Source organism: Limnoglobus roseus (assembly GCF_008254045.1).
Classification (GTDB): Bacteria; Planctomycetota; Planctomycetia; order Gemmatales; family Gemmataceae; genus Limnoglobus; species Limnoglobus roseus.
Map to the genome: position 1 here is coordinate 9,098,307 of NZ_CP042425.1, position 22,387 is coordinate 9,120,693.

Consider the following 22,387-nt stretch of genomic DNA (forward strand, 5'->3'; position numbering starts at 1 on the left):
CAAGTTAAATCGAATGACCGCCGTCGCCACCGAGCAACCCGCCCCCGCCCTGCGGTCCGAACTCCCGCTGTTCGCCAGTTGGACGAACCTGATCGTCGCGGCCCTGATCTACATCTGCACGAACCCGGGTCGCACCCAGTACATGGGCGTGATTACCGAGCCGATCTTGGAGGAATTCCACCTCTCCCGGTCGGCGTTCGGCCAACTCAACTTCTGGGCCACAATGATCGTGGCCGTGCTCTCGTTCGGGTTCGGAACCCTACTCGACCGACTCGGGTTGTACCGATCCGCATGGTCCATGACCGCTCTGACGGCTGCGGCCACGGCCCTAACGGCCCTGGCAGACGGCCCGTGGACGTTGTTCGCGGCCGTCACCCTTGCCCGACTGTTCGGGCAGGGCGTGCTCGCGGTTACCAGCACGAGTTTGTTGGGCAAGTCCTTTCGCCCGCGGCATGCGCCGATCGCCGCGGCCGTGTACCTCGCCCTCACGGCGGTGTTTTACGCGGGCGTCCTCCAGTGGATCCGGGTCGGGTTGGTCGAACTTGAGTGGACGTGGCGGTCGGTCTGGCTTGTGATCGCCGTTGGGATTGGCTGCTCGGCCATGCTCTCGATGCTGTTCATCACCCCGCCGACGGTCCTCCCCCCGGACCGGGTGGCCATGAAGGCATCCCCCGCCGGCGAGAAGACGGTTTGGGAGGCCGTGCGGCACCCGCTGTTCATCGTCTTCGGACTGTACTGTTTGATAAACGGCACGGCCGTTAAGGGCATGGACGTGTTCATGGAGTCGCTACTCAAGGACCGCGGGTTCGGCCGGGAGATGTTCTTCGACTCGTTGATGATCGGGGTGCTCTCTCTGGTCGTGTTCAAGTTCCTAGTCGCGTGGCTGTGCCGCGTGTGGTCGATCGGGAAAGTGTTGGCGCTGGGCATGCTGCTGTCGAGCGCGGTCGTGGGGAGCGTTTCGCTCCTGGACACGCCGAATAACGTGTACGTGTGGTCGCTGCTGAAGTCGCTGGCGTGGTCGGTCTACGTGGTGGTGTATTTCTCGGTCTGGGCCTATGCGTTCGGCCGGCGAGACCTCTCTCAAATCCAGGGCGCGATTCACGTCGTGACGATCACCTCGTCCGCCCTCGGGCCACTGCTTCTCGGCATCTGCCGCGACCGTTTGGGATCGTATCTCCCCGCCTTGCACCTGTTCGCCGTCATGATCTTCCTGCTCGGTATCGCCATGCTGTTGGTCAAAGTCCCGCACGCGGACCCCGATGGCATTGCAACAGACACGTGAGCGGGGACCGTTTTTCGCCGCCCGACCGCAAGCCGTCAAGCGTTCATCTCAAGTGCCCGGCCCCGACCGCTACGAAGATTCACCGGCCGCCGCGGCTGAGTGTATAGGTATTTCCTCTCATTGGCATGGAGTCGCTACCGCACGCCTCGCGAGTTCTGGCGGTCTCCGATACGCCTCGCACATACCCCGCACGCGACGAACGCTTGGGACGCATTCTCTTGCTTGGGTGTCAGGTTCATGGAGAAATGAAAAACCCGCCGAGGGTTGGCGGGTGATGCGGAGCTTTGGGCAGTGGGTCAAATTACAGGCGTGACGAACCCGTCACGGAATTCCACCACCACATTGAATCGTTACTCGCAAGGGAAATGTTCTTGCGAAATCACTGGCACCCGCCGAGGCTGTTGTTGGCTTTGAACCCGGTGGCGACGAGGTTGACCAGACTCGCTCGGCCGGTTCCGGAGGGGCTGAGTTTTCGGTCGAGGTACCGCTCGATCCCGCTCTGGGCCAGCAGTCCTTTCCCGTAGTGCTGTTCGCAGTACTCGTTCGCGCCGATTAGGGTGGCGACCGAGGCCAAGGTGAGCAAGAAAATTCGGATCATGGGTCTTCCGGCGACTTCGTCAGGTAAAGCCTTTCAATTACCAGCTTGTAAGGCTTACCGGAAGTCCAAAGGCCCTCTTTCAGCCATTTTTCCTGCTTTCGCAAGCTGAAACGCTCAGCACCAAGATCAATCTTCAGCCCCCGCGCTGATCGACGAAAATGATGCTCTTGATCGGCATCAAGCTAACGAACGGAGTGTAAGTTATTTGATCCGCCCCTCATCCACCGGCCCGAGCATCATGCACTGCCTCAACCGCTGCCGCCAACTTGTCAAAAACCTCCTGAAGCCGCGACCGGTGCGTAAAGAGCATGCCCCGGTGGCTCGCGTCATAAACGGAGGCGCAAACTCGATCCACCGTCGCAGTCTCTTCCCGCGAAAGCAGTCTCGCCAACTTCAAGTAGTCCTCGACCATCGTTGGCTCGAATGGATCGCCCTCACCCTCCCCGATGCTGCGGCCCCGGAACGTGCTTTTGCCACGGACGCGCCGCTCGTGAGCGTGCTGGCAGGCTACGAACCGGCGCGCCGCCCGTACGCACTCCGACGACAGCACCCGCATGTCGTCGAGCCATTGGAGAATTGTGATGTGCCGTGGTTCTGCGGAGAGGAAGTGACCGTCTGAGTCGCGGTGGATGATGGCCGTGCCCTTGGCGAGCATTTCCGGCGTCGGCTCGATTTGTTTTTCGTAACGCCTGCACCCTCCTTGGTTCGCGGGAGGGTGACACGGCCCGAGTTAATTTTTCAATTAACAGGTGCGGCCGATTTTGCGGTCCGTTCCATCCGCTCTTTGCTGTCGATCAACCTTGCCACGTCAGATTCCAGGGTCGTCAGCGCGAGATCGCCGTCGCGTCGCACGCCCCTCTGCACCTCCGCCCGCAACAGCCCGATGAGCCGCTGCATGCCCTTGATCTGTTCGCTGTAGTGGTGGACGAGGATGTTGAGGCCAATGACCGTGGCGTCGCAAACCACGCCCGCCATTTTCTGATTCTTCCAAGTTTCGTGCGTAAAAAGGGCGTCGTGTTCCGGCTTCATCCGTCAGCATCCTGACTGGTGGAGGGTTGAGAGGTCGAACTGTTTAGCTTGGTTACTGGGTGGTAAGGTGAGGCTAGCAAGGGTTGATGTATTTTTCAATTGGAGAACGAGCGGCCTGCATTAGTCGGGGGAGTGGACTTCTCACTTGACCTTGCCTGCTCATCCGCTGTCGTTATCCTCCGGTAGCCCGGGGGGATGGCGAGATGACATTTCGGCGAGTCCGTACTGCTCTGTTACTGTCCTGTTTTCCGGTGACGGGATGCGGGACGATTGCCAACGTGGTCACGCACGGGCCGGACGGGGAGGGGAAGATTCCCTTCGGCGGCGTGAAGCACGACATGGCGTTTGTTCGAGAGGGGATCGGCGGAGGCGCTGGCAAGGCTCACCATCCGGCCGGGTCGGGTCAGTCTCCGGGGACCTTGGCTGCCTTCGTCTGCGCGGCGGACCTGCCGTTCAGTCTCGTCGGCGACATCGTGACGTGGCCGTACACGAAAGCCTATACGCGGATTAACGAGCCGATACCTTACCCGCCGGTGACGATGTCGGCTTTGCCCCCGCTGCAAGGGATTCCGATTCCGCCACCGCCGGCTCCGGACACAAAGTCCGCGCCCGTCCCGACGGCTCCTTCGTCGCAGCCCATGCCGCTCCCGGTCCCGACCACGAAGCTACCAACGTCGGCAGCACCTCAACCCTCACCGCCCGAGGGCACGCCGGCCCCCGTTCCGACTCCGCCTGTGCCGGAAATCATGCCGGAAAAGATTCCGCAACCAGGGTCCGATGCCGTGCTTCCGAAGCTCACGACGCCGTAGCCCGTTGCGAGAGGTCAGCCTTGATTCGTTCGAAATGCGGAACAGGTACCGTCACGACCAGTGAATAGATACCTGGCAACGCATGTCGTTGAGTAGCACCATCACTTCGGAGGCCGAAAGGAAGTTGTTGCGGACATAGGGCCGCGAGGTCTCGTCCCGTTCGGCTTTCTTGGGATAACTGCGGCGAATCAGGGATGCTATTTCGGCAGTGACGGCGCGTGGCCGAGTCCCGGGGTGGGGTGCGAGCCGCCTGCCCCGTCTAGTGTTGCCCTGTGGTTGTTCGGATAAAACGTGCGGGGGGAAATCCTCTTCCGGGGCGTACACTTCGCCCCATTCGTTTGCCCACCCCTGTGGCCGGGCGGTAACCATTCGCCCGTTCCGCCCGGCAGCATCCCGGATGCCGGCCGTGGGAAACGGTTGCATCGCATTTCGTTCGGCTTCCCAGATCAGACTCCCCCGTCTGAGACGTGAACTCGTCTGCCGTTACAGACACGAAACACACTTTCTGCTACCCTGTTCGCACCACCGTCCTTTCGTGCAGGGTGCGACCATGTTCCGCCTCTCCCTCGGAATCGCCGTCATGACCGCCTTCGCCGCCGGCGGGTTCGCCGCCGACGTGCCGTTCGCCGAAGACTTCGCCCTCGCGAAGGACCGGGCGGCCGTCCTCAAGCAACTCATCCCCGGCACCGAGGACTACTACTACTACCACGGCCTCCACTACCTCAACACCGAGCAGTTCGAAAAACTCGAGGGCCTGCAAAAGCCGTGGCTCGAACGCCACGGCCGCACGGCCCGGTTCACCGAACTCCAGACGCGGTTCATGCTGCTCACCTACGAGCGCGACCCGCAGAAAGTGCTCGCCTACGTCCGCGACCGTGTCGGTGTGACGTTCGACCACCGCAAGGAAGTCCTCGGCGTTGCCCCCAACCTGCCGACGCGACTCGATCCCACCCGCATCGCCCGCGGCACCCTGCTGGCCGACTCGCTCCGCCGGTGGACTGACCTGAACAACTTCGAGGACGCCGCCCTCGACTGGCTGGCCAGCACCGAACTCGGCTGGGAGAAGCGGCGGCTGCTTTTGCAACGCCTGACGCGGCCGGACGTGCCGAAGCTCGTCGATCTCATCGACGCCGACCTGAAGGCGCAGCATAGCGGTGGCTTCGGCTCGCTCGGCATCCACGCGCAGCTCACCCTCGCCCAACTCGACGAACTGCTGAAGGCCCGCGGCGACCTGCTCGGCAACGGGGCGCTCGTGAACGCCTACCTCGTGCGGTTGCAACCGGGGGCCGACAGCGACTGGAAGCGGGACCGCAAGCTGGCGAAGGCGTACCTCGACCGGCTGGAAGCCTTCGTGGCGAAGCTGCCGCCGGCGTTCAACTCGCTGAAGGCCCACACGCTGTACCACCGGCTCGTCTTCGACCGGGCGACCGGCGAGTTCGACAAGGACCGCTTCGTCGCCTACCTGAAGCTCCCGCGGCGGCAGCCGTACATGGCCGCGGCCCGGCTCGAATCCGAGGCGGCCAAGAGCTACCCGGTGGACCTGAACGCCGACTTCTCCGGCCTGTCGCTGTTGCCGCCGGTGATGAGCGACGAGGACCTGGTGCGGGGCTACCTGAAGCACTTCTTCGTCGCGGCCGCGTCGCCGAAGGAGTTCGAGGCGTACTTCCAGGACGAGTACCTGCGGCACCTGTTCGCCGAGGCGAAGGCCGAGAACGGCCTGGGCGACGCCGACGAGTGGGCCGCGAAACTGCCGCCGGAACTGTTCCGGGCCATCAAGGAGCGGATCGACATCGACTTCGCGGCCACGAACAAGACCGACTACGCGGCCGACGAGCCGGTGAAGCTCGCCGTGGCCGTCAAAAACGTGCCGAGTCTGCTCGTGAAGGTGTTCGAGATCAACACCGTCAACCTGTACCGCAACACGCAGCGGGAGGTGGACACGGACATCAACCTCGACGGCCTCGTGGCCAACAGCGAGAAGGTGTACGCCTACACCGACGCCCCGCTGCGGCGGATCGACCGCACGTTCGAGTTCCCGGAACTGACGAAGCCGGGCGTGTACGTCGTCGACTTCATCGGCGGCGGGAAGAGCAGCCGGGCGCTCGTGCGGAAGGGCCGGCTGCGGCCGGTCGTGACCGTCGGGGCGGCCGGCGAGAAGGTCCGCGTGGTGGACGAGGCGAACAAGCCGGTGGCCGACGCGACGGTGTGGCTCGGCGGCACCGAGTACACGCCGGACGCGGACGGCGTCGTCACGGTGCCGTACAGTACGGCCCCCGGCCGCCGGCCGGTCGTGCTCCGCCGCGGCGACTTCGCCAGCCTCGACCACCTCGACCACAAGGCCGAGAACTACACGCTCGTGGCCGGCTTCCACGTCGATCGCGAGAGCCTGCTGACGCAGCGGCTGGCGCAACTGATCGTGCGGCCGGGCCTGTACCTGAACGGCATCCCCGTGTCGGTGAAGGTGCTCGACGAGGTGAAACTGCGGATCTACTCCACCGACCTGAACAACATCTCGACCACGCTGGAGGTGCCGGACTTCAAACTGTACGAGGACCGCGAATCGACCTACGACCTGCGGGTGCCCGGCCGGACCGTGCGGCTGAGCGTGACGCTGTCGGCGAAGGTCAAGAACCTGAGCACCGGCCGGACGATCGACGTGGTCGCCGGCCGCGACTTCCCGCTGAACGAGATCGACCGCACGGACAAGACCGAAGACCTGCACCTGGCGAAGTTCGGCGACGAGTACGTGATCGAACTGCTCGGCCGCACCGGCGAGGCGAAGCCGGACCGCGGCGTCGGCCTGTACCTGAAGCACAAGGACTTCCGCGAGCCGGTGAACGTGGCCCTGAAGACCGACGCGAAGGGCCGCATCTACCTCGGCGCGCTCAACGACATCGCCACCGTGACGGCGACCGGGCCGGAGGGCACGTCGCACGCCTGGGAACTCGACCGCGACCGGCACACCTACCGCCGCCTCCTTCACGCGAAGGCCGGCGACGTGGTGACGGTCCCGCACCTCGGCGCGGCGAAGGAGCCGACCCGCGACGAGTACGCCCTGTTCGAAGTGCTCGGCGACCGCATCCGGGCCGACAAGTTCGACGCCCTGAAGGTCGCCAACGGTCTGCTGGAGATGCACGGCCTCGCGGCCGGCGACTACGACCTGTACGTGAAGAAGGCCGGCGAGAAGGTCCGCATCCGCGTCGTGGACGGCGTCGTGCGGAACGGCTACGTCCTCGGCGCCGTCCGGCAGATGCAACTGCCGGCCATCAAGCCGGTGGCCGTCCGCGAGATTACAACCACGCCCGACGAACTGCTGGTGCGACTGACCGACGGGTCGAAGTTCGCCCGCGTGCACGTGTTCGCCACCCGCTACCAGCCGGCGTACTCGGCCTTCCACGACCTGCAAGTCCGCGACGCGGAACTCGCCGGCGTCTACCCCGGCCACGCGATTTCCGTCTACCAAACCGGCCGCAACATCGGCGACGAGTACCGCTACGTCCTCGAGCGCAAGGCCCAGAAGAAGTACCCCGGCAACATGCTCGACCGGCCGGAACTCTTGCTCAACCCGTGGGCCGTCCGCAGCACTACGACCGGCGAGCAGGAGGCCCTCGGCGGCGACTTCTTCGGCCGCGGCGGCGGCATCATGGAGCCGAAGTCGGCCAAGAAGGAGGACGGCGGCGGGATGCGGGGCGGGGAAGGCGGTGCGGCCGCCACGCCCGGCTTCGCCAACCTCGACTTCCTGGCCGACGCCTCGACGGTCGTGGTGAACCTCATCCCCGACAAGGACGGCGTCGTCCGCATCCCGCGGCGGGGGCTGGGGCCGCAGGCGATGATTCACGTCGTCGCGGTCGATCCGCTCTCGACGACGGTGAAGAGCGTCACGCTACCGGAGCAGGAGGCGAAGTTCCTCGACCTGCGGCTGGCGACCGGCCTCGACCCGGCCAAGCACTTCACGCAGCAGAAGCAGGTGAGCGTGCTGGACGCCGGGCAGGTGTTCACGCTGAAGGACATCACCGGCAGCCGGTTCGAGCTGGTGGACAGCACGGCCAAGGTGTACGGCCTGTACGCGACGCTATCGAAGGACCCGAAGCTGACCGAGTTCGCGTTCCTCCTGACGTGGCCGAAGCTGAAGCCCGAAGAGAAGCGGCCCCTGTACTCGAAGTACAGTTCGCACGAGTTGAACTTCTTCCTGTTCAAGAAGGACTGCGAGTTCTTCGCCACCGTCGTGCGGCCGTACCTCGGCAACAAGAAGGACAAGACGTTCCTCGACCACTACCTGCTGGAACACGACCTGGGCGAGTACCTGAAGCCGTGGAACTACAACCGGCTGAACAGTGTCGAGCGGGTGCTGCTGGCCCAGCGGATCGCCGGCGAGCCGGCGAAGACGAGCCGGCACTTCAACGACCTGCTGCGGTTGCTGCCACCGCGGACGGACCGCGACATCTACTTGTTCGACACGGCCGTATCCAGCGGCGGCCTCGGCGACGACGCCCTGAACCGGGCCAAGAGCGAGCGGCGGTTGGAAGAGGCGAAGCCGCTGGCAAGGGCCGCAGACGCGCCAGCGTTCGCGCCGGCGGCCATGCCGCCCGGGTCCGGACCGGCCGGCGGCGGGTTCGGCGGTGGCATGCTCGGCGGCATGGCCGGTCGGCCCGGCGGCGAGCCGAAGGCGATGCGGGAAATGCTCCAGAAGGAGTCGCAACAGCAACGCGACGGCCGCACGAAGCAACTCGACGACGCCAAGAGGGACATGGCGGAGAAAGTTGGGGAATCCGACCGACCTGCCAGGGAGCAACTGGCCGATGACCTGCGGTTCTTCAGCAAGGAGGACGCCGAGAAGCGAACAGGGGCCCAGGTGCGGCAACTGTACCGGCAACTCGACCCGACGATGGAGTGGGCCGAGAACAACTACTACAAGCTGGTCATCGCCCAGCAGACGGCCGACCTGGTGCCGGTTAGCCCGTTCTGGCAGGACTACAGTCGGCACGCCGGCGACGGGGCGTTCCTCAGCCGGCACTTGGCCGACGCCAGCCGCAACTTCACCGAGATGATGTTCGCCCTGGCCGTCCTCGACCTGCCGGCCGACTCGGCCCGGCACGACATGAAGTTCAACGCCGGCACGCTGACGCTGACGGCCGCCAGCCGGGCCATCGCCTTCCACGAGGAAGTCCGCCCGGCCGACGGCCAATCGGGACAAACGCCCATCCTGGTCAGCCAGAACTTCTACCGCAACGGCGATCGGTTCAAGGACGAGAACGGCGAGCGGCTGGACAAGTTCGTGACCGGCGAGTTCCTGACGCAGACCGTGTACGGCGGGCAGGTGGTGGTGACGAACCCCACGTCAAGTCGCCAGAAGCTGACGGCCCTCGTGCAACTGCCGGTCGGGGCCGTGCCGCTGAGTGGCGGGCAGTTCACGAAGACGGTGGTGCTCGACCTGGAGCCGTACCGCACGCACACGTTCGACTACTTCTTCTACTTCCCGAAGGCCGGCACGTTCCCGCAGTTCCCGCTGCACGTCGGCAAGGCCGAGCGGTTCGTCGCGGCCGCCGCCCCGGTCACGTTCGCCGTGGTCGAGAAGCCGACGAAGCAAGACACCACGAGCTGGGAGTTCGTCTCGCAGAACGGCACGAACGAAGAGGTGCTGGCGTTCCTGGGTCGCGAGAACGTGCGAGCACTCAACCTCGACAAGATCGCGTTCCGGCTGAAGGACCGCGGGTTCTTCGACGCCGTGACGAAGCTGCTGCAGGACCGCCACCTGTACCACCCGACGACGTGGTCCTACGGCCTGTTGCACGCCGACCTGGCCGCGGCGCGGGAGTACTTGCAGCACGCCGACGGGTTCGTGAATGAAGTCGGCGGGCCGATCGACTCCCCGCTGCTCGTGGTCGATCCGGTGGTTCGGCACCAGTACGAGCACCTAGAGTACAAGCCGCTCGTGAACGCCCGCGCCCACGCCCTGGGCCAGCGGCGGCAGATCGTCAACGACCGCTTCCACGCCGAGTACGTGGCCGCCATGAAGCTGCTGACGTACCGCCGCGACCTGACCGACGCCGACAAACTCGCGGCGACGTACTTCCTGTTGCTGCAAGACCGCGTGGACGAGGCCTTCGCGACGTTCGGCGGCGTGAACGCGGAGAAGGTGCCGACGAAGATGCAGTACGACTACTGTGCCGCGTACCTCGACTTCTACCGCGAGGACACGGCCCACGCCCGGTCGGTGGCGCTGAAGTACGCCAACTACCCGGTGGACAAGTGGAAGAACACGTTCGCCACCATCGTCAGCCAACTCGACGAGGCCGAGGGGAAGGCGGGCAAGGTGGCCGACCCCGACGACCGCAACCAGCAGCAGGGCCGGCTGGCCGCGACGGAGCCGAGCTTCGAGTTCGCGGTCGAGAACAAGGCGATCAACCTGAGCTGGCAGAACGTCGAGGCGGTGACGATCAACTACTACCAGATGGACGTGGAGTTGCTGTTCAGCCGCAACCCGTTCGTGCAGCAGTCCGGCGGCCAGTTCGCGTCGATCCGGCCGAACGCCTCGACGGTGGTGAAGCTGCCGGCCGCGACCGGGAAGACGGGCGTCCCGATCGCCGAGGAGTTCTTGAAGAAGAACGTGCTGATCGAGGTGGTGGCGGCCGGCAAGACCCGCTCGGCGGCCTATTATGCCAACGCGATGGACGTGACGACGACGGAGAGCTACGGCCAGGTGCGGGTGGCCGACGCCGCCGGGACGAAGCCGCTGTCGAGGGTGTACGTGAAGGTGTACGCGAAGCTGGCCGACGGGACGGTGAAGTTCCACAAGGACGGGTACACCGACCTCCGCGGCCGGTTCGACTACGCCAGCGTCAGCACTCCGGAGCGGCAGCCGGTCACCCGGTTCGCGGTGTTGATTCTCAGCGACGACCAGGGGGCGACCATCCGCGAGGTCAACCCGCCGCAACAGTGAGGGCACACCGGGCCACGGACGCGGTGCGGAGTCGGGTCGCCCTGGATCCCCATCCGGTGTGCCGCCCGGCACGTGACCAGCACATGACCGCATCGACTCAGATGCAGGCCCCGTGTGCCCTCTTGTTCCTGTACGAGCACGTCCTCGCCCGCCCGCTCGACCAACTCCGCGTCGTCCGCGCCCCCCTTCGAAGCGGTTGCCCGTCGTGCTGATGACCCGCGGCGAGGTCCGGCAAGTCTCGCCAGCTTGAGGGGGTCGTCCCGGTCCGTTTTCCGCTTCACGTTCTTCCACCACCACACCTCCCCGACCGTACTGGCCACGGCCAGGCTCCAGCGACAGACGCACGTCGGTCACCCACCCAACCCAAGAGCACGACTCGATCACGACCGGTCGACGGGTTCGTGGCCGAGCAACTTCCGCAACTCATCGGGCGTGGTGCGGAGGATGTGGAACCGGGCGGCCTTGGTGCCCCGGTCGTAGTGGCAGGAAACGGAGTTGTACTCCTCCAGATCGACCGCCAGAATGGTGTGCATCGCAAGCCTCCATGGAAGGGACGGGCGACACCGTCACGGTACGCCACGGCTTGCATGGATTCTTTCGGCAAGAGAGGGCGTCCCGGCGTGGAAGGCGTGTTCCCGAGCGAGTTGTCCTACTGTCTCGAAGCCGAGGTTGAGGCCACGCTCAGGTGTTCCTCCAGCCCGGGTCTCGCCTACGCTCTGGACCGCTTTCGCGCTGACGAAGAGAGATCCGCTGTCGGGTTGATGGCCGTTCTGACCACCTACGAAGTGGGAATCGTATTCATCGGCTCCTGTTCCCGAAAAGGGGCGGCGTATGTGGCGTATGCCACCCAAGCCGAAGCAGACGCCGCCAAGCCGGGGTTACCCAGAGGGCGGTCGGTCGCGGGTGGGGAAGCGGCCGCTGGGGCCGCTGAATTCCACTTGTTCTACCCCGACTGCCCGGCGCACGTGTCGCACTACGAGACGCTGCCTTGGCCGCGGGCACGGGAATTGGTGCTTGCGTTCACGGGGTCGGGTGTGTGGCCGGCTGAGGTCGATTGGTTCGCCGGGTAGTCACACCACGGCCCCAGTCGTAAAGGCACGTCGAACAGTCGCGGCACGGGACGGAGCGGCCCGAGGCGACTCTGGACCACAGCGCTCTCCTTACTGGCAGGAGTGAACCCGATGTCCTCGTCCGTCGTCGAGTTTTTTCAGCGTGGGACTCGGCCGTCGGCCGCCGTCCGAGCCGCGGTACCGGCCCTTGTCGCGGCGCTCGACGACGAAACGCCCGATCCCCTCGACATCGACCTCTGCGGCCGGAGCGACCACACCGTCGGCGACCTGGCGACGGCCGTGTTTCTCCAGACGCACGCGATCCCAGAGCTGGCCGACGCGGTGCCGCTGCTGCTGCCGTTGCTCTCGCACCCGCGGTTCAGCCTGCGGATGCGGGCCGCACACGCCCTGAGTGGCATCGGCCCGCCGGCCCGCCCGGCTTTGATGGAACGGTACCCGAGCGCCGACGCCGAAGCTCGGCACGCCATTCTGACGGCGTTCACGCTCGCGTTCGACGACCCCGTGATGGTGGCGTTCAACGTGCAGGCGCTCGCGGACCCAGACTTCCGGGTCCGTGAGCAGGCCGTGAGTAACCTCACCTACTCCCCGGCCGCTCGCGCGGCCGTGGCGCCGCTGGTGAACGACCCCGATTCCGGCGTGCGACATTCCGCTCACGCCGCTCTGACCCGGATCGACGAACGACTGAGCCGACCGACCGCAGAGGCCCTGTGATGACCGACGACATCGAAGGGTTCACCGTCACCCTGTTCCACCCGAACGGCACGCTCAGCAAGGCGGTCGTCGGCTTGCGGATCAGCGAACCGACGCCGGACGTGGACCCGGACGCCACGCTCGTGCCCTTCCTGCAAGCGACGGCCCGCCGACTCTCGCCCGCGTGGGGGGATGGCGGCGAGCGGTTCGACGTTGCCGACGAAACGAAGCGCGAGACGCACAGCGTAGACACCCGCTGCGGCGGGTACAAGGTCGGCACGGCCGACCGGCACCTCGCCGTCCGGTTTCGTTACGACGAGTCCGAGCAGGAGATGTTCCCGGTGCCGCGGTACGAGTCGCGGTGGTACTCCGTGGCCGGGCTTCCGGACGGCTGGCGGGTGGCGGCGTCCGTGTATCGGGTGTGGAACGCCGGCACCCTGGAGACCGCCCGCGTGCAGGTGCGGTGCGTGCTGCCGGCCGAACACGAGGCCGCCGTCATCGCCGATTTCCGCGCCGCGTGCGAAGACGATACCCGGCGGCCGCGGGTACTCGGCCTGGTGCCGGCGCGTCCGCTGGAAGCGCTTCAACAAGTCTGGGAACTGGCCGTGCGCACCCGGCACGGCGGGGCGGACCTTGCCGCCGTGCTGACGCCGTTCGCGTATTCCGGCATTGCTTCCTGGGAACAGGACGCCGCCGGCGATCCCCGCGCGGCGGTACTGGCCGGGGACTGCCACCTGCTCGGCCTCGGCTGGCAGGCGAAGGACCGCGACCGGGCTGAAGCGTTCTACCGGCAGGCCGTCGCCGCCGGCGACCTGACCGCGATGACGAACCTCGCCGAACTGCTGGACGCAAGGAACCCGGCCGAGGCGACGGACCTGCTGCGCACGGCCGCCGAAGCCGGCGAGGCCCGCGCGCAGGGGCTGTACGGCAAGCGGTGCTTCACCGGCACCGGCGGGGTGGCGAAGGACGCGGACGCGGCGCGGACGTGGTTCGAGCAGGGGGCCGACGGCGACGACGCCCGGTCGCAGAACAACCTCGCCAGCCTGGTCCAGAAGTCCGAGCCGTCGAAGGCCGAGCGGTTGTTGCGGCGGGCGGCCGAACGCGGCGAGCCGGTGGCGATGCTGAACGTCGGCAAAATCTGTTGGGAGCCGGCGGCCCGCAACCAGGCGCCGGACCACGACGAGGCGATGATCTGGTTCCGCCGGTCTGCCCGCCGCGGCCACGTCCCGGCGCAAACCCGGCTCGGCCAGGAGTACGTCCGTGGCGTCGGCTGCACGAAAGACCCGGCGGCCGGCCGCCACTGGTTCCTGCAAGCAGCCCGCGGCGGCGACCCGATGGCGCAGCTCAACGTCGGCGTCATGTTCGAGAAGGCCGACGGCGGGCCGGCTGCGTTCGAGGACGCCGAACTCTGGTTCCGCACGGCCGCCGCGGCCGGGAACGAGACGGCGAAGCAGTACCACGCGGACCTGCTGAAGTGGCGGGCCGACGACCTCGCCCGCCGCGAAGAGGCCGGCGAGTTGCCCTACGCCCGCGTGCCCAGCCCGTACACCCTCAACGCATTGCTCTACACTCAGAACCTCGACCCGAACGACCGCAGCGGCGGGCTGCCGCAGTACGGCTGGCGGGGCGGGTGGAAGATGTTCTCGTTCCTGATGCCGGCCCCGGACACGGTCGTCTTCGGCGTCAGCGAGGACGAGGACCAGACGGAAGGCCGGGCCGGATTCCCGCCGCAGTCGGCGACGTTGCCGCTGGCCGAGTTCTTGGCCGACGGCCCGCCCGCTGGCCTCATCGACCAGTCCGACCTGTCGGTCTTGGTCCCGGTTCTCGAACACGTCCTAGCGAACCTCGCGCAGCCCGAACCGGTGTGGCTCCAAACGCTGCGGTTGCACGCGGCGGTCTGTTCGTGTTCCGTGGACGTGATCCGCGACCGTGCGACCTGGACCACGTCCCTCGCCCGCGCCGGCGGCCGGGACGCGCTCTACTGGGCGGTGCGGTCGAACCGGGCCGACGCGGTGGGCTTGTTGCTGGCGGACCTGGGCGGCGACGCGAACGCGAAGTACGACGACGGCACGACGCTCACGCCGCTGATGGGCGCGGTAATCGTGGCCGCGCGGGACGAGCCGGAGTTGCCGGTGTTCGACGCCCTCCTACGCGGCGGGGCCGACGTGAACGCCCGCAACAGCCGCGGCGAAACCGCCCTGGCGTGGATGCTCGACCTAGCCTCGACCGACGGCATCTGGCGGCCGACGGCGTTCGACTGGCTGTTGGCGAACAAGGCCGACCCGAACGCCGCTGACCAAGACGGCCGCACACCGTTGGCGCTGGTGATGGGTTCCAAGTTCCTGCCCGAGGTCAAGCACGACCTCGCGACCAAGCTGTTCGCGGCCGGGGCCACCGTGCCGCCGGCGCTGCGCGACGCATTCCACACGGCGGCGAAAACCTGGCACGCAGCCGGGTGGCGGCTGGGCTTCACCCTTATCGCCCGCTCCGACCGGGACAAATGGGCGGACGACACTACTCTTTTCTTCCGCGACGCGGTGGCCGGCGTCGAGACGGCGGTCGGCACGGTCACGACCCTCCCGCGGACGAACGTGCCCTACGCCGCGGACGAATCGTTTTCCTACGACGCCGAGTTGCGGGCCGCCGGCGCGACGCTGTTCGTCCGCGTGGTGCAACGGCGGGAGACGGTTGGGCCGCCGGAAGAGTCGGTGGGCTGGTACACCTCCACGGACGCCGGCCACACCTGGGCCTGGACGTGGGGGCGGCCGCCCGAAACGCCGACGGTCGAACTGTGCCACGTGTCGGGGTGAGTCAGCCGAACCAGCCCTCCAGTGAGGCCGAGTCGCCGTTGTGCGGCTCGCGGCCGTTCTTCGCTACGAACGCAGCCCGGTAATGCTCGGCGAGCGCGTGCAGTTCGCCCACGGTCGCCGGCCGTTCGTTCGCCCCGGCACCGTACCGCCGGTACATCAGGACGACGGCGAGGCCGAACGCGGACATGCCGAACGACAGCAGTTCCTTTTCCGTCGTTGACGCGGTGACGCGCAACGACCGCTCACCAGCCGCCGGGTCGCCGAGGACTTTGTCGCCGGCCACCTGGGCCGTGGTGGCGAAGATGCTGTTGTGGTAGTAGTCCCCGCTCGGCTCGAAGAGTTCGAACATCAGCCCCGGCCACGCGGCTTCGACCGCGGCCGCGGCTTCGCTGTACGTCATTCCGGTCCGCAGTGTGGCCGTCTTCGGCCGTCGCTTGCTGGCCACGTCGCCTCCGATCTTCTCACCAGGGTGTGCCGAACCCGAACCAACCGGCCTGCACCTGCACGTCGGCCGGGGTCGGCTCCCGGTTGTTCTCGCGGACGAAGAGCGCCCGCTCCCGCGCCGCCACGGTCTGGAGTCGGGTGACGGTGGCGTGGTCAGGTTCCGGCTCCCGCGAGCCGCGCCAACGGTACACGGGGTACTCGATCTCCGGCATCAGGCCGAACGTACCGTAAACCGATCGGACCAGTTGCGGGAAGGTCGTGGCGCCTCGGATCGTCACCGTTCCGGGCGGCTGGCCTTTGGGCAACGGTACGGGCGGCGGGTCGCGAAAGAACGCCCCGGCGGCGGCGAGCACGTCGCTGAATTGGGTGCCCGTGCCCTCGTGGTGGCTGCCTTCGCGGTGGTAGATTTCATTGGCGTGATAGAGGTAGAAGTCGAGGTGCGGCCACACCGCCTGTACCGCCGCCCACGCCTGGCCGTGGGTCATGCCGACCTTCAAGACGACCGACTTTCTCGGTGCCGCCATCGGTCACGCCCCGTCCTGCGACATCGCCCACAACACCCCGGCCCCGGCGTAGACGCACGCCGCGAAAACGGCCGCCACCCCGCCCCCGATCGCGAGGCCGATCCACCCGTCGAGCCACCACCCGACGCCGGCGGCCGTGGCCACGCCGAACGCCAGCAACACGCCCACCACGCGGAAGAGGCGGGTGGCCTGCGCCCGAAACGCGGTCCCGTCGCTCACGACGTGCTCCCGCCGGCGAGTCGAGCCGTCACCGCCGCCGCCAGCGCGGCGGCCACGTCTGCCGGGACGCGCTCGATCCAGATGCCGGTGGCCACGAAGTCGGCGAACGTCTGTTCGCACGCCCCGCCGCTGGCGTACCGCTCCGACCCTTCGCGCTCGTACCAGAGCAAGTGGTCGCCCTCGAACCGCACGCCCTCCCGGCCAAAATACTCCCACTCGGTCACGGCCCCGGCGGCGGGACGATAGGGGTGTGGAGGAACGACTGGTGCCGGTACGCCGGCCTGCTTCGCCGCCACCGCGGCCGCGAGTTCGGTTGCCACCCGCGCCGGCAGGTCGGGGAACCACGGCCCGTTCGCCTCGTAGTCGGCGAACGCCTGTCCGAGCGCCGGCTTGCCCGGCGGCCAGTACCGGCCGCGGGCGGTGAACCACATGAGGTACTCTGCGCAGACGATCACCGCCCGGTCGTCCCAAAACCAGTAGTCCATGTTTCCCCCGTCACGCGAACCGCGGCCCGATCCGATTGTAACGGGAACGGTCCGCGGTGCAATGACCTCCACCCGAACCCGGTCGCCGGGACCGCCGACACCACTACAGTTAATCCGAGCGGGAAGTGTTCCCGACGGGGTGGTATGCTGTCCGCGGATCGCCGTCTCACCTCCTATCTCATCCGGCAGTAGCTTGCCGACCGACTCAAATTCACAGAAATCAGATTCGGGGTCGCTGCCTCCGAGCAACCGTCGAAACCGAAAAAGGCGAGTGATACCCGAGGAATCGTGGGACCGGGACTTACAGGAGCGGGATCATGAAAGTCACCTTCGAGTTGTACACGCACTGGGTTCAGTACGGCCGCCCCGGCGGCACGCAGTTGGACTTCGACGTGAACCGCGGTTCGACTTTTCTCGGCCGCTTTGAATCGCGCGAGGTGGCCGAGTTGGAGATCCGACGGCTCGAAAAGGCGGCCGAGGGTCGGTGGCCCGGCGCGACCGTGGATGAGGAATTCGATTCCTATGAGATCAAGGTGGTTCAGGTGCCGGACGGCAGCGAGGGGACAGAACCGAACGAGATCGCGGAGTGAACGCGGCACGCCTTGACTGACGGAGGTTCGCTTTGGGAAAATCGCGCAAACCCCGAAAGAAACCGCCCGCGGCACCGAGTGTGCCGGTCGTCGATCAGTGGTTGGCCGAGCTAGCGCGTCTCGATGAACGGTATCGCTCGACCGGTGATGCGAAGGGCCTCGTCGAATGCCTGCGGTCGATCGGCACGCTGGGAGACCCCGCGGCACTGACCACCGTCGCCGGGTATGTCGCTCACCCCGGTGAGTACACCGTTCCCGAGGAGATCATCTACTGGGACTGGACAATGGACCCCTCCTGTACCGAGGTTCGTCCGGCGTATCAGATGACGGTCGCCGGGGCGGCGGTCGGGGCACTGGGGAGAATCGGACCGGCCTCTTTACCCTGGCTCGAAGACGTATGCCGGTCCGCTAACCCCCTCCATCGGCTGATCGCGATCCGCAGCTTCAACGACCCACGCATGGCACCGGTCGCGTCCCGTGGCGAGGAACTCGCACGTGAAGAACTGGCCCGGGCGGACTGTGCGAACCGGGTCGAAACTTCGAGACTCGTTTGCGAGTGCCGACTGCTCGGCGACCCCACCCCGGCCGCGGCCGTTGCCTTGATCGGAGATTCTGTGAACGCCATCGCGATTGCCGCGATGACCATGACTTACGAGGAGTGGCCTCGCCTACTGACGCCAGACCAACAGCGACAGGCCGGGGCAGAGTTCCGGGCGGCCCTGCTGGCCCGGTTCGACGATCCCGACTTTGAACTCGCGGCGAGTGCAATCGCAGCGCTGATGAACGCCTGCATCGCATCACGCGAGGTCGAACCCGCCGTGAGGGGAAAGCAGACCCACCGCGACCCCCGCATCCGTCAGCAGGTGGGAAACGTCCTCGCCCGAAACGATCAACTCAGGCTTCCGCCATCGAAGGCGTGATCAGATGGGGCCGTAGAAGATGACATGCGGCCGAGCGGCTGTGAACCCGACCTGTTAAGGGTTGGCCTGAGTCGCTTTTCCACCCGCGGGTAAACACAACCCGAGATTTCGGGTTCGAAATTTGTTCCACTCGGGCACCGAGTAGGATTCGAAATAGAGTAGCTTCTCGAACCCACTTTACCCGCCCGCCTGATGAAATCACCTTCAAAACAAGCGTTTAAATACGACGAGAGTCGCGCGTGGAAGTTTGAAGTCTGTTCGGCCCGGGGAGTTCGTCGGCCGGTCGAGGAAGTCTGGACTGGCGGGTTACCGGAAACGGCCGAGAGCGGGTGTTCTCAGCCGTTCGCATTTCCCGGCTTGTTTTCAAGCCTTCCGTGCGACTTTCAAATTTCAGACAGAGTCTCCAGTTCACAAACCGCAATCGAGGGTGCGAGGCGAAACGCTTGGGTTCGTCTCGCACCCCGAGACGAACGAAGAAAAGCTCTCAACCTCTCGGGTGAACAGACCCACTACCCCGTGAATACCATTTAGTTAACCTGATCGGCGGCCACCTTTTGCGGATCGACGCTGGACCCGATCGCCGACCACAAGCACACGATCAGCACGGACAGCAAAAACCTCGTGACCATCGGTGGGCCTCCTCAAATGGCGTGGCGTGAGCCGGCTGCCTTACCGGGCAGTCGGAGCGGAGGGGGAGTCGTTCCACATTCACAACTTCGCCATCACGGCCAGGGCTGAAAGTGCGGAGTCCGTGCTCCCTCGGCCAGCCTGGGTCCCTCGGACGCGACGTCTCGAGGCGGCCGTCCGGACTTGAACAGCGTGGTCACGCCTCAGGCGGGCAATAGTCGGGGGGAATCACCCGCCATCCGTATACGCGGGACGAGGATCGAATACATGCGGGTACACGGACGATGCCGACATGCGCCAGGGAGTGTCGTCCGCGGACATACCGTTCCTGCGGAAATCGCCACCCCGGTTGTGCTGGCCGGCAAAGTCCGACAGGTCCTGGACGCCACACCTGAAGAGATCGGCGGCCATCACCACCTTCGGTTCCGTCGCCCGTGGTCGCTCGACGGTACGGCTCCGGCCGGCTGGTGATTACTTGCTCAGCATGATGTACCCGGCCGCGGCGTCCCCGGAGATCGTTTTGCCGATCGCCGCGAAATCGAACTGCACGCCACTACTCGACGGGTGCCAGTGCTGGCCGACGATCGCCTCCCCGGTCCCCACCGAGGCAATGAGGTACTTCTTTCTCTTCGTGTCCTTACCAAGGTGCTCGACGGCCACCCCGGCACCGTACATCTTGAACGTGCCCAGGGTCCACGTCATGGCGTAGCACGGCAGGATGCCGCCGTCCTTACGCTCAATTTTCTGAAGGTCGAGCGTGCCGGTGTATGCCTCGCCCTTGCCGGGGGTTTTGGCCTCGGTGATGGTGAACTGACCCGTGAGATCGTCGCCCGTCTTCCCCTTGAGCTTCTCGACGCCGAGGGCCGTCTTCGGGTCGGCGAGGAGCGAGGTCGGGTGCCAGGTGCCGTCGAGGACTCCGTCCTTGATTTCGTAAACGCCGAGGCCGACGACGCCGTCGGCGGACAGAGCGGTGAAGATCTCTTCGCCGTCCTGCGCCGCGGAGGGGAAGAACAGGCCGATACCCTGGAGCTTCTGGCCGCCGGCGAAATCGTACGCCATGTGGAAGTACTTGCCGACGGGCTTGACGCTGGCCTTCCCCTTGAGGAACGGCTTCGTCGAACTGGTGATGATGTCGAAGTCGCCCTTGAGCCGGTTGGCGATGCGAGCGTCCTCCGCCTTGCCGGTCGCGGCCGCTTCGTCGCGCTGGGCCTTCTGAGCGGCCGCGTCGAGTTCGAACAGTTTCGGCTGGAGCGCGTAGCCGATGGCGACCACTTGCCAGGGCTCCAACCGGGAATCGAGATTGCCATTGTGGCAAGTGAGCGTGTACAGCGCGGGGCCTTTGGCGTCGGCGGCGATGGTGCGGTTGCGGCCGTCGTAATGGAAGACGACGCCTTCTTGCACCTTCTTGCACAACTCGTGACCGTTACACCAGAGCAGGCGGACGTCCGGGTCCTTCGGCTTGCGGACGCTGAAGCCGGTGGTCGTGTCCTTGTCGAGGTCGAAGAGGCCTACGCCGTCCGCGTTCTCGATCCGCTTACCGTCGAAGTAGAGGATTTTCTTCCCTTCGGAGTTGTCGACGTTTTTGCCGCCGAGGTCGAGCAGCTTCTTGTCGGTCTTCTTGTCGTACACGCTCCACCGCAGGTCGGCGGCCGACGCGGGCAACGCCACCATCAGCAAGAAACCGGTCGTCAACCCTTTCATCCATGCCGTCATTGCGAATCCTCCTAAAGTGGGGACAGGACCGGGAGGGTCTCGTCCGGTTCATATTTCTTCGGACGTCTGCGGCGGATCGGGGAAGCTATTTCGGCAGTGTTTGCAAGTGGATGGCGTACTGGTTGCCGCCGAAGTAGTGGGCGACGGTTTTGCCATCGGGACTGACGGCGTATCCACCCGGCCCATACTTGTACGGGGTGGCGAAGCGGACCGGCGTGCGGGCGAGCTTTTGCAAATCGAACAGCTCGAATTCGTCCTGATCGTTGACGCCCAGGGCACGAGCGTCGTCGATCGGGTGCAACTTATTCAGGTACCGATCGGCCGTTTCTTTGGCGTTGGAGGTGTAGGTGATGGTCCAGTTGGCCGTCTCCCAGATTTGCAAGATCGGCACACGGTCCTCCCCGTTGACGATCAACCGCTTACCGTCGGGGGTGAATTCCACGGAGAAGGTTTTGAACTCCGACAACTCTTTCGAGAAGGTATTCGCCCCAGCGTTCCAGACGGCCAATCCCTTGTCGCCGCCGACCGCGAGGAGTTTGCCGTCTGAGGAATACGCCAGCGCGGTGATCGAGCGTGACAGGTCGCCCACCTTTCCGGGGCGGGCGAGATCGGCGACCGGTTTGCCGGTGGTGACGTCCCAAATTCGGACCAGGCCCATCTGATGGCCCACGGCGAGACGTTGCCCGTCCGGGCTGAAGGCGACCCGCATGACGGTTCCGTCCGATGACGGATCGCTGCCGACGAGCAGGGACACGGGCTTGCCCGTCGCGGCATCCCAAATGACGGCCTTGTTCTCGAATCGTCCGGCGACCTGCGTGCCGTCCGGGGAAAACGCCACCGTCCGCGACCCGGTGCCGGTCTTGATCACGGTGGCCTGCCCGTCGGCGAGCGACCAGATGCGGATCGTCCCGTCGTTGGCAGTCGACGCGAGTCGGTCCCCTTTGGGCGAAAAGGCCAAAGAATAGAGTTCGCGCGCGTGGCCTTCGAGTTTCGCTGGGGGCTCGGCCCGGACGTGAATGGCCGTGAATAGCAACCCGAGTGCGGCCCACCGAAACATACCCTGCCTCCTTGGGCGGAATGAACCCAACCGCTCGTTCCTCGGTAATCCACCGCGAGCAAGGGCAGTGTATCGAGAAACGAGTGTCCGTCGGCAGGTGCACTTCCGAACACTCCGCACGTTCAATCGCCCCCAGCAGCCATTCGCTTGTGGCTCGATAAATTGGCCTTCATCACAAGGTCTCCTGGCCGGCGGCCGCCCACGTCGCGAGCGACGACGACTTGCGCCTGGTCAATTCCTGCCAGGACGCCTTCGATCCGCCGGCATTCCGCCACGGGCTACGGGTGATGCCGGCGGCCGGGTTGCCTGTCAACCCGGCCGCCGGCGACGGGGAACCGAAACCAAAACCCGCGAAGCCTGGCCGACCAAAAAACCGGCTGATGCGTCCGGCACGAAACGGGCCGCGACGAAGCGCAACAAGCGGGGGAAGCAATAACCCCGCCCGCCGAAGGCTACCGGCCGCGTGCGGCGGTCGCACGCCCCCCGGCACTCAGACCGGCCGGACCACGTGGGGCGGACTTGGTCGACCTCCCGAGACCCGGCCCGCGGCCCGAGTCGCACGGGTCCTTCCTGCGCGCTT

The 22,387-nt window shown here is 66.0% G+C and carries 19 protein-coding genes; 9 read left to right on the plus strand and 10 right to left on the minus strand.

Annotated elements, in window-relative coordinates; all coding sequences use genetic code 11:
• Nucleotides 1–13 precede the first annotated feature (13 nt).
• Nucleotides 14–1,282 carry an MFS transporter gene (locus tag PX52LOC_RS38955; RefSeq protein WP_149115141.1) on the plus strand — a complete coding sequence of 423 codons (1,269 nt, stop codon included), beginning with the start codon at nt 14–16 and terminating at the stop codon, nt 1,280–1,282.
• Between the two features lie 379 nt (nt 1,283–1,661).
• On the opposite strand, the gene PX52LOC_RS38960 is transcribed toward PX52LOC_RS38955, so the two are convergent.
• From PX52LOC_RS38960 to PX52LOC_RS38970, 3 genes are all read right to left on the minus strand, one after another.
• The gene (locus PX52LOC_RS38960) at nt 1,662–1,880 is read right to left on the minus strand and encodes a hypothetical protein (RefSeq protein ID WP_149115142.1); all 219 of its coding nucleotides are present in this window, start codon (nt 1,878–1,880) and stop codon (nt 1,662–1,664) included.
• 217 nt (nt 1,881–2,097) lie between these two features.
• Nucleotides 2,098–2,535: a hypothetical protein gene (locus tag PX52LOC_RS38965; RefSeq protein ID WP_149115143.1), complete on the minus strand. Its 438-nt coding sequence runs from the start codon at nt 2,533–2,535 to the stop codon at nt 2,098–2,100.
• An 83-nt stretch (nt 2,536–2,618) separates the two neighbouring features.
• On the minus strand, nt 2,619–2,909 hold the full coding sequence (locus PX52LOC_RS38970) for a hypothetical protein (protein WP_149115144.1): 291 nt from the start codon (nt 2,907–2,909) through the stop codon (nt 2,619–2,621).
• Nucleotides 2,910–3,187: 278 nt separating this feature from the next.
• On the opposite strand from PX52LOC_RS38970, the gene PX52LOC_RS38975 reads away from it, so the two are divergent.
• From PX52LOC_RS38975 to PX52LOC_RS43565, 3 genes are all read left to right on the plus strand, one after another.
• Nucleotides 3,188–3,718, plus strand: a complete 531-nt coding sequence (locus PX52LOC_RS38975; RefSeq protein ID WP_168219484.1) for a hypothetical protein — start codon at nt 3,188–3,190, stop codon at nt 3,716–3,718.
• Nucleotides 3,719–4,268: 550 nt separating this feature from the next.
• Nucleotides 4,269–10,658 (plus strand): hypothetical protein, encoded by a 6,390-nt coding sequence (locus PX52LOC_RS38980; protein WP_149115146.1) that lies wholly within the window; start codon nt 4,269–4,271, stop codon nt 10,656–10,658.
• 83 nt (nt 10,659–10,741) lie between these two features.
• Nucleotides 10,742–10,870: a hypothetical protein gene (locus PX52LOC_RS43565; protein ID WP_261345051.1), complete on the plus strand. Its 129-nt coding sequence runs from the start codon at nt 10,742–10,744 to the stop codon at nt 10,868–10,870.
• 168 nt (nt 10,871–11,038) lie between these two features.
• Here PX52LOC_RS43565 and PX52LOC_RS41525 read toward each other — a convergent pair whose 3' ends face one another.
• Nucleotides 11,039–11,191, minus strand: a complete 153-nt coding sequence (locus PX52LOC_RS41525; RefSeq protein WP_168219485.1) for a hypothetical protein — start codon at nt 11,189–11,191, stop codon at nt 11,039–11,041.
• Between the two features lie 228 nt (nt 11,192–11,419).
• On the opposite strand from PX52LOC_RS41525, the gene PX52LOC_RS38985 reads away from it, so the two are divergent.
• The 3 genes from PX52LOC_RS38985 (at nt 11,420) to PX52LOC_RS38995 (ending at nt 15,228) form a co-directional block, all read left to right on the plus strand.
• The gene (locus PX52LOC_RS38985) at nt 11,420–11,728 is read left to right on the plus strand and encodes a hypothetical protein (protein WP_149115147.1); all 309 of its coding nucleotides are present in this window, start codon (nt 11,420–11,422) and stop codon (nt 11,726–11,728) included.
• 111 nt (nt 11,729–11,839) lie between these two features.
• Nucleotides 11,840–12,439 (plus strand): HEAT repeat domain-containing protein, encoded by a 600-nt coding sequence (locus PX52LOC_RS38990; protein ID WP_149115148.1) that lies wholly within the window; start codon nt 11,840–11,842, stop codon nt 12,437–12,439.
• Nucleotides 12,439–15,228 (plus strand): SEL1-like repeat protein, encoded by a 2,790-nt coding sequence (locus tag PX52LOC_RS38995; protein ID WP_149115149.1) that lies wholly within the window; start codon nt 12,439–12,441, stop codon nt 15,226–15,228. Before PX52LOC_RS38990 ends, PX52LOC_RS38995 begins: the two co-directional genes overlap by 1 nt.
• Before the next feature lies 1 nt (nt 15,229).
• Here the strand turns inward: PX52LOC_RS38995 and PX52LOC_RS39000 are convergent, their stop codons facing one another.
• Genes PX52LOC_RS39000 through PX52LOC_RS39015 form a run of 4 tightly spaced genes read right to left on the minus strand, consistent with a single transcriptional unit; the run spans nt 15,230 to nt 16,900 of the window.
• Nucleotides 15,230–15,673, minus strand: coding sequence for a hypothetical protein (locus PX52LOC_RS39000; protein ID WP_149115150.1), 444 nt, complete (start codon nt 15,671–15,673; stop codon nt 15,230–15,232).
• Between the two features lie 16 nt (nt 15,674–15,689).
• Complete coding sequence (locus PX52LOC_RS39005; protein ID WP_149115151.1) at nt 15,690–16,196, minus strand: hypothetical protein; 507 nt, start codon at nt 16,194–16,196, stop codon at nt 15,690–15,692.
• A 3-nt stretch (nt 16,197–16,199) separates the two neighbouring features.
• Nucleotides 16,200–16,415 carry a hypothetical protein gene (locus PX52LOC_RS39010; RefSeq protein WP_149115152.1) on the minus strand — a complete coding sequence of 72 codons (216 nt, stop codon included), beginning with the start codon at nt 16,413–16,415 and terminating at the stop codon, nt 16,200–16,202.
• Nucleotides 16,412–16,900: a hypothetical protein gene (locus PX52LOC_RS39015; protein WP_149115153.1), complete on the minus strand. Its 489-nt coding sequence runs from the start codon at nt 16,898–16,900 to the stop codon at nt 16,412–16,414. The genes PX52LOC_RS39010 and PX52LOC_RS39015 overlap by 4 nt, the downstream gene beginning before the upstream one ends.
• Before the next feature lie 317 nt (nt 16,901–17,217).
• Between PX52LOC_RS39015 and PX52LOC_RS39020 the strand changes: the two genes are divergently transcribed.
• Nucleotides 17,218–17,490: a hypothetical protein gene (locus tag PX52LOC_RS39020; RefSeq protein WP_149115154.1), complete on the plus strand. Its 273-nt coding sequence runs from the start codon at nt 17,218–17,220 to the stop codon at nt 17,488–17,490.
• Between the two features lie 80 nt (nt 17,491–17,570).
• Complete coding sequence (locus tag PX52LOC_RS39025) at nt 17,571–18,410, plus strand: hypothetical protein (RefSeq protein WP_168219486.1); 840 nt, start codon at nt 17,571–17,573, stop codon at nt 18,408–18,410.
• 1,098 nt (nt 18,411–19,508) lie between these two features.
• Here PX52LOC_RS39025 and PX52LOC_RS39030 read toward each other — a convergent pair.
• The gene (locus PX52LOC_RS39030; RefSeq protein WP_149115156.1) at nt 19,509–20,750 is read right to left on the minus strand and encodes a hypothetical protein; all 1,242 of its coding nucleotides are present in this window, start codon (nt 20,748–20,750) and stop codon (nt 19,509–19,511) included.
• A gap of 85 nt (nt 20,751–20,835) precedes the next feature.
• A complete protein-coding gene (locus PX52LOC_RS39035; RefSeq protein WP_149115157.1) occupies nt 20,836–21,807 on the minus strand; it encodes a WD40 repeat domain-containing protein in 972 nt (323 codons plus the stop codon).
• Nucleotides 21,808–22,387: the final 580 nt, after the last annotated feature.